Genomic DNA, 8698 nt, shown 5'->3' on the forward strand with positions numbered 1-8698 from the left:
GGCAAGCCGGGCGGCAGCCGCGACGGCGGCCCGCGCCGCGACGGCCAGCGCAGCGGCGGCCCGCGCCGCAGCAATTCGGCGTCGTAAGCACGCCCGGGCGGCCTTGGCTGCCCAGCCCATCCGGAAGACCGGCGCATTCGCGCCGGTTTTTTTTCGCCCCGCCCCACATTTCACGATACGAAAAATTTTTTTGTGTCGTAAAAAAGCATGCTGCGTGGCACAACCCCGCCGATTGCGGGATGGGAAAGTGCGTTTCTCATTGCGAAATGACAAAATTAACCGTTTGATTATGAACGATTAAAAATTTTAGATATTGCTGAAACAGCCCCTGTTTCGCCGTGCTCGGTTTGCCTAGACTCTTATACAAGACTTCGCGAAACGGAAACGCATCGCGCACCGCTTCGAGAACAGCATCATCACCGTCCGATTCGACTCACAGGCAACACACCGCATCAAGGAGCTCATCATGTCGCGACAGCAACAGGCACAGGAACTGCAAAAGCAATGGGAAACCGATCCGCGCTGGAAAGGCATCAAGCGTAGCTACACGGCTGACGACGTGGTCCGCCTGCGCGGCTCGATCGCCGTCGAGCACACACTCGCCAAGCGCGGCGCGGAAAAGCTGTGGACGCTCATCAACGAGGAGCCGTTCGTCAACGCGCTCGGCGCGCTGACCGGCAATCAGGCGATGCAGCAGGTGAAGGCGGGGCTGAAGGCGATCTACCTGTCCGGCTGGCAAGTGGCCGGCGACGCGAACGTCGCCGGCGAAATGTACCCGGATCAGTCGCTGTACCCGGCGAACTCGGTGCCGCTCGTCGTCAAGCGCATCAACAACACGCTGACCCGCGCCGACCAGATCCAGTGGTCGGAAGGCAAGAATCCGGGCGACGAAGGCTACGTCGACTTCTTCGCGCCGATCGTCGCGGACGCGGAAGCCGGCTTCGGCGGCGTGCTGAACGCGTTCGAACTGATGAAGGCGATGATCGAAGCCGGCGCATCGGGTGTGCACTTCGAGGATCAGCTCGCGTCGGTGAAGAAATGCGGCCACATGGGCGGCAAGGTGCTCGTGCCGACGCGCGAAGCGGTCGCGAAACTGACGGCCGCGCGTCTCGCTGCCGACGTGATGGGCACGCCGACGGTGCTCGTCGCGCGCACCGACGCGGAAGCCGCGGACCTGATCACGTCCGACATCGACGACAACGACAAGCCGTTCCTGACCGGCGAGCGCACCGTCGAAGGCTTCTTCCGCACGAAGCCCGGCATCGACCAGGCGATCTCGCGCGGCCTCGCGTATGCGCCGTACGCCGATCTCGTCTGGTGCGAAACGGGCAAGCCGGATCTCGAGTACGCGAAGAAGTTCGCGGAAGCGATCCACAAGCAATTCCCCGGCAAGATGCTGTCGTACAACTGCTCGCCGTCGTTCAACTGGAAGAAGAACCTCGACGACGCGACGATCGCGAAGTTCCAGAAGGAACTCGGCGCGATGGGCTACAAGTTCCAGTTCATCACGCTGGCCGGCTTCCACGCGTTGAACTACTCGATGTTCAACCTCGCGCACGGCTATGCCCGCACGCAAATGAGCGCGTTCGTCGAGCTGCAGCAGGCCGAGTTCGCGGCGGCCGACAAGGGCTTCACGGCCGTCAAGCATCAGCGCGAAGTCGGCACCGGCTACTTCGACGCGGTGACGCAGACGGTCGAGCGCGAAGCGTCGACGACCGCGCTGCACGGCTCGACCGAAGACGAACAGTTCTTCGACGGCAAGAAGGTCGCGTAACGCGCGCAAGCGCCGATGCCCGCCGTCTTGCGACGGCGCGGCGTCGGGGCGCCGGACAACAATCAGGGAGGAGACGGCAGGCGCGCGGCGGACGTCGCGCGACCGGCCGCGCGGCCTGCGGCAGCCTGCAACGATGCGCGCCGGCTTCGTCCGGCGCGCCTTTTTTCGAGCGGCGCTGCCGTGCCGCCGCGCACGCGGCAATGGGCGCCAGGACTACCGATAGACGATCACCGGAATTTTCGTATGGGTCAGCACGCGCTGCGTTTCGCTGCCGATCAGCAGGCTGCCGAGCCCGCGCCGTCCGTGGGACGCCATGAAGATCACGTCGCAGCCGCCGCGCTCGGCCGCCTCGATGATGCCGAGGTACGGCGACGGATGCACGCTCGTCCAGCTGTCGCAGACGACGCCGGCTGCCTTCGCGGCCGCCAGCACGTCATCGAGGTGCGCGCGCGCCTCGCGCTCGCTGCGCGCGCGGAAATCGGCGGGCGGCTCGATGATCACTTCGGAAAACGGCGAGTACGGATACTGCGGCAGGCACGCATAGGCCGTGATCTGCGCACCGACCGCGCGCGCCAGATCGATCGCGCCGTCGATCGCCTTCTGCGACAGTTCGGAACCGTCGGTTGGAACGAGGATGTGCCGGAACATCGCGCCCTCCTTCGTCAGTCGCACCGCACGCGCCGCGAACCCATGCAGGCCGGCCCCGGCGCGTCGCGCATGCCAGTTTCGATTGTAGTGCGCGAAACCGGGCGGCCGGCGCGTGCAGCGGGTTCGTCCTCATATCGGAAACACGCGGGCGCGCGCGGGCTACGCGCCCCAGTATCCGGGCCGCTCGTACGTGTGTTTCAAATAGTCGAGAAACAGCCGCACGCGCAGCGGCAAGTGGCGGCGCTGCGGAAACACCGCATGGATGCCGATCGGCGGCGCGGCGAACGCGTCGAGCACGCTGACGAGGCGGCCGGCCGCGATGTCGTCGCCGACTTCCCACCACGAACGCCACGCCAGGCCGTAGCCGGCGAGGCACCACTCGTGCAGCACCGCGCCGTCCGAGCACTCCATCGTGCCGCTCACGCGGATCGACACCACCTTGCCGTCCTCCTGGAACGCCCAGCCGCGCTGCTGGTTCGCGTTCGCGGCGAGCGCGAGGCAGTTGTGGCGCGCGAGCTCGGCGAGCGTGAGCGGCGTGCCGCGCCGCGCCAGATACGCGGGCGAGCCGACGCACACGCGCCGGTTCTCGCCGAGTTTCAGCGACACCAGCGACGAATCCGGCAGCTCGCCGAGCCGCACCGCGCAATCGAACCCTTCGTTGACGAGGTCGACCATCCGGTCCGACAAATCGAGCGTGACCGACACGTCCGGATGCGCGCCGCTGAATTCGGGCACGAGCGGCGCAACGTGGCGCCGCCCGAAGCCGGCCGGCGCGGAAATGCGCAGGTGGCCGCTCGCCTTCACGCCGCCGGCCGACACGCTCGCCTCCGCGTTCTGCATGTCGTTGATGATCCGCTGGCAATCCTCGAGAAAAGCCGACCCTTCGAAGGTCAGCGTGAGCTTGCGCGTCGTGCGCACGAGCAGCTTGACGCCGAGCCGCTCCTCGAGCGCGTCCAGGCGGCGGCCGATGATCGCGGGCGCGACGCCTTCCGCGTGCGCGGCCGCCGACAGGCTGCCCTTCGCGGCGACCGCGGCGAACGTTTCGATCTGTTTGAACCGGTCCATGACTCGACAGGACGGCGTTCCCGCCCCGCATATTGACTGAAGCCGCTCAAGATTAGGTATATGAAAGTAAAAGATCAAGTGATGATTAGCGTATTTTTTTGCACCTACGATCACTAATAGAATCGACTCGACCTCTGAAACTGGAGCGCAAGGCTATGTCGGCCACAACGACACTCTCCTCTCCCGACGCCATCCTCTTCGACGCCTTCGGCACGTTGTTCGACGTGCATGCGGTCGTGGCCGCGGCGGAGCAGATGTTTCCCGGTCACGGGGAGCGGTTGTCGCGGCTGTGGCGACGCAAGCAAATCGAATACTCGCAGTTGCGCACGCTCGCCGATCCGTCCGGCGCCCGCTATCGGCCGTTTCGCGACATCACGCTCGACGCGCTGCGCTTCGCCGCGCGCCGGCTCGGGCTCGCGCTGAACAGCGCGGCCGAGAAGCGGCTGATGGACGAATATGCGTGCCTGTCCACCTATCCCGACACGGTGCCCGCGCTGCGCAAGCTGCGCGCGCTCGACCCGCGCCCGCCGCTCGCGATCCTGTCGAACGGCAATCCGGAGATGCTCGACATCGCGATCAAGAGCGCCGGCATGACCGGCCTGTTCGATCGCGTGCTGTCGGCCGACGCGGTGCGTGCGTACAAGCCGAGCCCGGTCGCGTACGCGCTCGGCACGACCGCATTCGGCGCGAACCCGCGCGACATCGTGTTCGTGTCGTCGAACGCGTGGGACGTCGCCGGGGCCGGCTGGTTCGGCTACACGACGTTCTGGCTCAACCGCACGGGCGCGCCCGCCGAGGAGCTCGGCGTGCCGCCCGACGGCGCCGGCAGCGGCATGGCCGATCTGCTCGCATTCCTCGCCGCCCCGGCTCCGTCCGGCAGACCCGCAAACCGCGCGCGCCCCGGCCCGGGCGCATGACGGCCGCGGCGCCGCCGCCTTCCCTCTTCACCGAAACCGCAACTGACCGACCAAGGAGATGACACTCATGAGCACCCCGATCACGCTGCCGCAAGGCATGGCGATCACCGGCGAAATCAAGCCGGGTTACGAAGCGATCCTGACGCCTGAAGCGCTCGACCTCGTCGCGGCGCTGCATCGTGCGTTCGAGCAGCGCCGCAAAGCGCTGCTGCAGGCCCGGGTCGAACGCACCAGGCGCCTCGATGCCGGCGAGCGCCCCGATTTCCTCGCCGAGACCAGGGCGATCCGCGAAGGCGACTGGAAGGTCGCGCCGCTGCCCGCCGACCTGCAATGCCGCCGCGTCGAGATCACCGGCCCCGTCGAGCGCAAGATGATCATCAACGCGCTGAACTCGGGCGCCGATTCGTACATGACGGACTTCGAGGATTCGAACGCGCCGAGCTGGACGAACCAGATCGACGGCCAGATCAACCTGAAGGACGCGGTGCGCCGCACGATCTCGCTCGAGCAGAACGGCAAGTCGTACAAGCTGAACGACAAGGTCGCGACGCTGATCGTGCGTCCGCGCGGCTGGCACCTCGACGAAAAGCACGTGACGGTCGACGGCCAGCGCGTATCCGGCGGCATCTTCGATTTCGCGCTGTTCCTGTTCCACAACGCGAAGGAACTGATCGCGCGCGGCTCGGGCCCGTACTTCTATCTGCCGAAGATGGAGAGCCATCTCGAGGCGCGTCTGTGGAACGACATCTTCGTCGCGGCGCAGGAAGCGGTCGGCGTGCCGCGCGGCACGATCCGCGCGACGGTGCTGATCGAGACGATCCTCGCCGCGTTCGAGATGGACGAAATCCTGTACGAACTGCGCGAACACAGCTCGGGCCTGAACGCCGGCCGCTGGGACTACATCTTCTCGGCAATCAAGAAATTCAAGAACGACCGCGACTTCTGCCTGGCAGACCGTTCGAAGATCACGATGACCGTGCCGTTCATGCGCGCATATGCGCTGCTGCTGCTGAAGACCTGCCACAAGCGCAATGCGCCCGCGATCGGCGGGATGAGCGCGCTGATTCCGATCAAGAACGATCCGGAAGCGAACGACAAGGCGATGGGCGGCGTGCGTTCCGACAAGCAGCGCGACGCAACCGACGGCTACGACGGCGGCTGGGTCGCGCATCCGGGCCTCGTGCCGATCGCGATGGAAGAATTCGTGAAGGTGCTCGGCGACAAGCCGAACCAGATCTCGAAGCAGCGCGACGACGTGCAGGTCGAAGCACGCAACCTGCTCGACTTCCAGCCGGAAGCGCCGATTACCGAAGCCGGCCTGCGCAACAACATCAACGTCGGCATCCACTACCTCGGCGCGTGGCTCGACGGCAACGGCTGCGTGCCGATCCACAACCTGATGGAAGACGCGGCGACCGCCGAGATCTCCCGCTCGCAGGTGTGGCAGTGGATCCGCTCGCCGAAGGGCGTGCTCGACGACGGCCGCAAGGTCACCGCGGAGCTCGTGCGCGAATTCGCGAAGGCCGAACTCGAGAACGTGAAGCGCTCGGTCGGCGGCAACACGCAACCGTACGAGCGTGCCGCGGCGATCTTCGAGCAGATGTCGACGTCGGAAGGCTTCACCGAATTCCTGACGCTGCCTCTGTACGAGGAAATCTGAGCACGTGAGGGCCGGTCCTGCCGGACCGGCCCGTCGCAGCCCTGCCCGCCGCCGTCGCACGAGTCGGCGGCATGAAAAAAGCGCCCCGCGGGGCGCTTTTGCTTTGCGCGGCGGCAACCGCCGCTCGATCGCTCAGGCGGCTTCCCGCTCGCGCCGGTGCTGCACCCAATCGCCCGACGCGATGCGCGGACGGCCGGCTGCCGCATGCGCGGCGACCGGATAATAGACACACGCATACGCGCGCCCGCCGAGTTCGACGGTCACCCGCTCCTGCCTGAACAGCGTGTCGACGCCCGGATAGACGCGCTCGATTTCGTCGAGCACCGGCATCAGTTGCTCGTCGATCTCGTAGACGTCGCCCCATACGAGCGACGGGCTGCCCGAGCCGGCGACCATCCCCGGGTACGTGCCGAAATCGTACAGTTCGCCCGGCAACGCGGCCGCACCGAGCAGCGTCGGCGCGGCGATCCCGTGCCGCGCGGCAGCATGGCCGATGTCGTTGGCTTCTCCCGCTCTCAACGTGCCATAGACGAATACGTAGCGCATCGTGGTTCTCCTCTTCGATTCATGGGGTGCATGGCCGGGCCGTTGCGGCCGGGCTGCGGATGCGGGTGCCGACGGTAGCGTCGCCGGGACGCCACTCGCGCGAAGCCGCGTCAGCATCGGTAGACCGCGATAGCGGCCCGATGGTTCGTTGCGTCGGCACACACCATGCAGCCTCGATTCGGCCGGCGCGAGCCGGAATACGCGCAGCCCCATACAAAGTTCATTTGAACGGTGCATTATCGGCCGAAAAACCGCCGCATGCGCGTGCGCGGCGCCTTCTAAAATGACGGCATCGCCGCCACGCCGACCGAATCGTCCATGAATCCGCCTGCCCAAGCCGACGCATCGAACCCTTACGACGTCATCGACATCCCGCCCGAGTTCGCGCCGACCCGCGTCCATCCGATGCGCGTGCGGGCGCGGCAGGTCGATGCCGGGCGGCGTATTCCACTGCACACGCACGCGTGGGCTCAACTCGCGTATGCATCGCGCGGCGTGCTGCGCGTCGCGACGACCGGAACGACGTGGATGGTGCCGCCGTCCCGCGCGATCTGGGTGCCGCCGCACGTCACGCACGAAGTCGTGATCGTCGAGGAGGCGTATTTGCGTACGCTGTATATCGACGAGTCGATCGTGCCGGACGGGCTCGATGCGTGCCGCGTGGTCGAGGTGACGGGCTTGCTGCGCGAACTGATCGTCGCGCTCGACGCGCGTGAGCTGAGCGATGCGCGCGAACGGCTGCTGTGCGGGCTCGTGCTCGACGAACTGAGCCGCGCCGAACCGCTGCCGCTCGCGGTACCGATGCCTGACGAGAAACGGCTGCGCATGCTGTGCGAGTCGGTGCTCGCGCAGCCGGCGCATGCGGAATCGCTCGAACACTGGGCGAGCGAGGTCGGTGCGAGCACGCGCACGATCTCGCGGCTGTTCAAGCAGGAACTCGGCGTGAGTTTTTCGCAGTGGCGGCAGCAGGCGCTGCTCGCGCGCGCGATCCCGCTATTGAACCAGGGACGCCCGCTGTCGCACATCGCGCGCGAGTTGGGCTACCAGAGCCAGAGCGCGTTTTCGGCGATGTTCCGGCGCGCGTTCGGCGAGAGTCCGCGCGCATTCATGCTGCGCGGCTACGAGCATCGCGGTGCGGAAGGCCGCATCGCCGCGGACGACGACACGGCCGGCGACGACGCGTTCGGCGTCACCCGTTGACCGCCGCCGCGGCATACGCCGCGTTGCACCGCCGCACGCTCAGACCGGACGCACCATGTGCCGAATCGATCCGAGTTGCGCGAGCCTCGGCCCCGTGACGCGGTAGCCCATGCGCTGGTAGAGCCTCGCGGCCGGATTGTCGACGAACACGCGCAATTGCAGTTCGTGAAGCCCGCGGGCGCGCGCCCAGCGGTGCGACATGTCGAGCATGTAGGTGCCGGCGCCCTGCCCGCGATGGCCGGCTGCGATCTGCACGTCGCGGATGTGCAGCGAATCGCCCTCCTCGGTCACGCGCAGCACGCCGATGCGTTCGCCGTCGGCTTCCAGGATGAAGTTCTCGGATTCGCGCCAGCTCGCATAGAACAGATCGCTGCGCCAGACGAGCCCGTGGCGCTTGTAATAGCCGCCCATGTTGCCGTGGGTCAGCGCCTCGGCAAACGGGAAATCGCCAGGCTCCGCGGGCCGGAGCTGATACAGCAGTCGCAGGTCGGTCGGATCGAGCATCGCGCAGGGGTCAAGAACGCATTCCGCCACGATAGCGCAGTCGCGAAGGGATGCAATGGCGAATTTCTCGTAGCAGCGTACGGACGGGCGACGCAAATGAAACAGCCCGCACAAGGCGGGCTTCTTCATTTTCTGGCGGAGCGGACGGGACTCGCCTACATCCCGCAGGCCGCGGTTGCGCGTGCACGCGCAACCCTTCGAGCCCCGCCGGAAGCCGCGCAGGCGGCTTCCTCCGCTCCGCGGTCACGCGCTCGTTGGCGAGCGCAACCAACGATACAAATGAAAAAGCCCGCACAAGGCGGGCTTTTTCATTTTCTGGCGGAGCGGACGGGACTCGAACCCGCGACCCCCGGCGTGACAGGCCGGTATTCTAACCGACTGAAC

9 protein-coding genes are annotated in these 8698 nt (G+C 66.6%); 5 read left to right on the plus strand and 4 right to left on the minus strand.

Annotated features, from left to right (window positions below; translation table 11 throughout):
• Positions 1-301, plus strand: a 301-nt coding sequence (locus tag BSE24067_RS31820) for a hypothetical protein (RefSeq protein WP_217460376.1), incomplete at its 5' end; no start/stop codon positions are given.
• A gap of 165 nt (positions 302-466) precedes the next feature.
• Positions 467-1774, plus strand: a complete 1308-nt coding sequence (gene aceA / locus BSE24067_RS31825; RefSeq protein WP_151065640.1) for an isocitrate lyase — start codon at positions 467-469, stop codon at positions 1772-1774.
• 213 nt (positions 1775-1987) lie between these two features.
• Here aceA and BSE24067_RS31830 read toward each other — a convergent pair whose 3' ends face one another.
• Positions 1988-2422, minus strand: a complete 435-nt coding sequence (locus BSE24067_RS31830) for a universal stress protein (protein ID WP_151065641.1) — start codon at positions 2420-2422, stop codon at positions 1988-1990.
• A 159-nt stretch (positions 2423-2581) separates the two neighbouring features.
• Positions 2582-3487 carry a LysR family transcriptional regulator gene (locus tag BSE24067_RS31835; protein WP_151065642.1) on the minus strand — a complete coding sequence of 302 codons (906 nt, stop codon included), beginning with the start codon at positions 3485-3487 and terminating at the stop codon, positions 2582-2584.
• Between the two features lie 155 nt (positions 3488-3642).
• On the opposite strand from BSE24067_RS31835, the gene BSE24067_RS31840 reads away from it, so the two are divergent.
• Together BSE24067_RS31840 and aceB are read left to right on the plus strand one after the other, a co-directional pair.
• Entirely contained in the window at positions 3643-4404 is a 762-nt protein-coding gene (locus tag BSE24067_RS31840; RefSeq protein ID WP_151065643.1) for a haloacid dehalogenase type II, read from the plus strand.
• Between the two features lie 67 nt (positions 4405-4471).
• Entirely contained in the window at positions 4472-6064 is a 1593-nt protein-coding gene (aceB, locus tag BSE24067_RS31845; RefSeq protein ID WP_151065644.1) for a malate synthase A, read from the plus strand.
• A 132-nt stretch (positions 6065-6196) separates the two neighbouring features.
• Here aceB and BSE24067_RS31850 read toward each other — a convergent pair whose 3' ends face one another.
• Positions 6197-6610 (minus strand): gamma-glutamylcyclotransferase family protein, encoded by a 414-nt coding sequence (locus BSE24067_RS31850; RefSeq protein WP_151065645.1) that lies wholly within the window; start codon positions 6608-6610, stop codon positions 6197-6199.
• Positions 6611-6928: 318 nt separating this feature from the next.
• Here BSE24067_RS31850 and BSE24067_RS31855 point away from each other — a divergent pair, with 318 nt between their 5' ends.
• Positions 6929-7810 carry an AraC family transcriptional regulator gene (locus tag BSE24067_RS31855; protein ID WP_151065646.1) on the plus strand — a complete coding sequence of 294 codons (882 nt, stop codon included), beginning with the start codon at positions 6929-6931 and terminating at the stop codon, positions 7808-7810.
• A 39-nt stretch (positions 7811-7849) separates the two neighbouring features.
• Here the strand turns inward: BSE24067_RS31855 and BSE24067_RS31860 are convergent, their stop codons facing one another.
• Positions 7850-8314, minus strand: coding sequence for a GNAT family N-acetyltransferase (locus BSE24067_RS31860; protein ID WP_096507298.1), 465 nt, complete (start codon positions 8312-8314; stop codon positions 7850-7852).
• Positions 8315-8698 lie beyond the last annotated feature (384 nt).

Source organism: Burkholderia latens (genome assembly GCF_902499045.1).
Lineage (GTDB): Bacteria > Pseudomonadota > Gammaproteobacteria > Burkholderiales > Burkholderiaceae > Burkholderia > Burkholderia latens.

What these genes read in the sequence shown, in the direction of transcription:
- BSE24067_RS31860 (WP_096507298.1), bottom strand. Translation starts at nt 8,314, where the DNA reads ATGCTCGATCCGACCGACCTGCGACTGCTGTATCAGCTCCGGCCCGCG.
- aceA (WP_151065640.1), top strand. Translation starts at nt 467, where the DNA reads ATGTCGCGACAGCAACAGGCACAGGAACTGCAAAAGCAATGGGAAACC.
- BSE24067_RS31835 (WP_151065642.1), bottom strand. Translation starts at nt 3,487, where the DNA reads ATGGACCGGTTCAAACAGATCGAAACGTTCGCCGCGGTCGCCGCGAAG.
- aceB (WP_151065644.1), top strand. Translation starts at nt 4,472, where the DNA reads ATGAGCACCCCGATCACGCTGCCGCAAGGCATGGCGATCACCGGCGAA.
- BSE24067_RS31850 (WP_151065645.1), bottom strand. Translation starts at nt 6,610, where the DNA reads ATGCGCTACGTATTCGTCTATGGCACGTTGAGAGCGGGAGAAGCCAAC.
- BSE24067_RS31855 (WP_151065646.1), top strand. Translation starts at nt 6,929, where the DNA reads ATGAATCCGCCTGCCCAAGCCGACGCATCGAACCCTTACGACGTCATC.
- BSE24067_RS31840 (WP_151065643.1), top strand. Translation starts at nt 3,643, where the DNA reads ATGTCGGCCACAACGACACTCTCCTCTCCCGACGCCATCCTCTTCGAC.
- BSE24067_RS31830 (WP_151065641.1), bottom strand. Translation starts at nt 2,422, where the DNA reads ATGTTCCGGCACATCCTCGTTCCAACCGACGGTTCCGAACTGTCGCAG.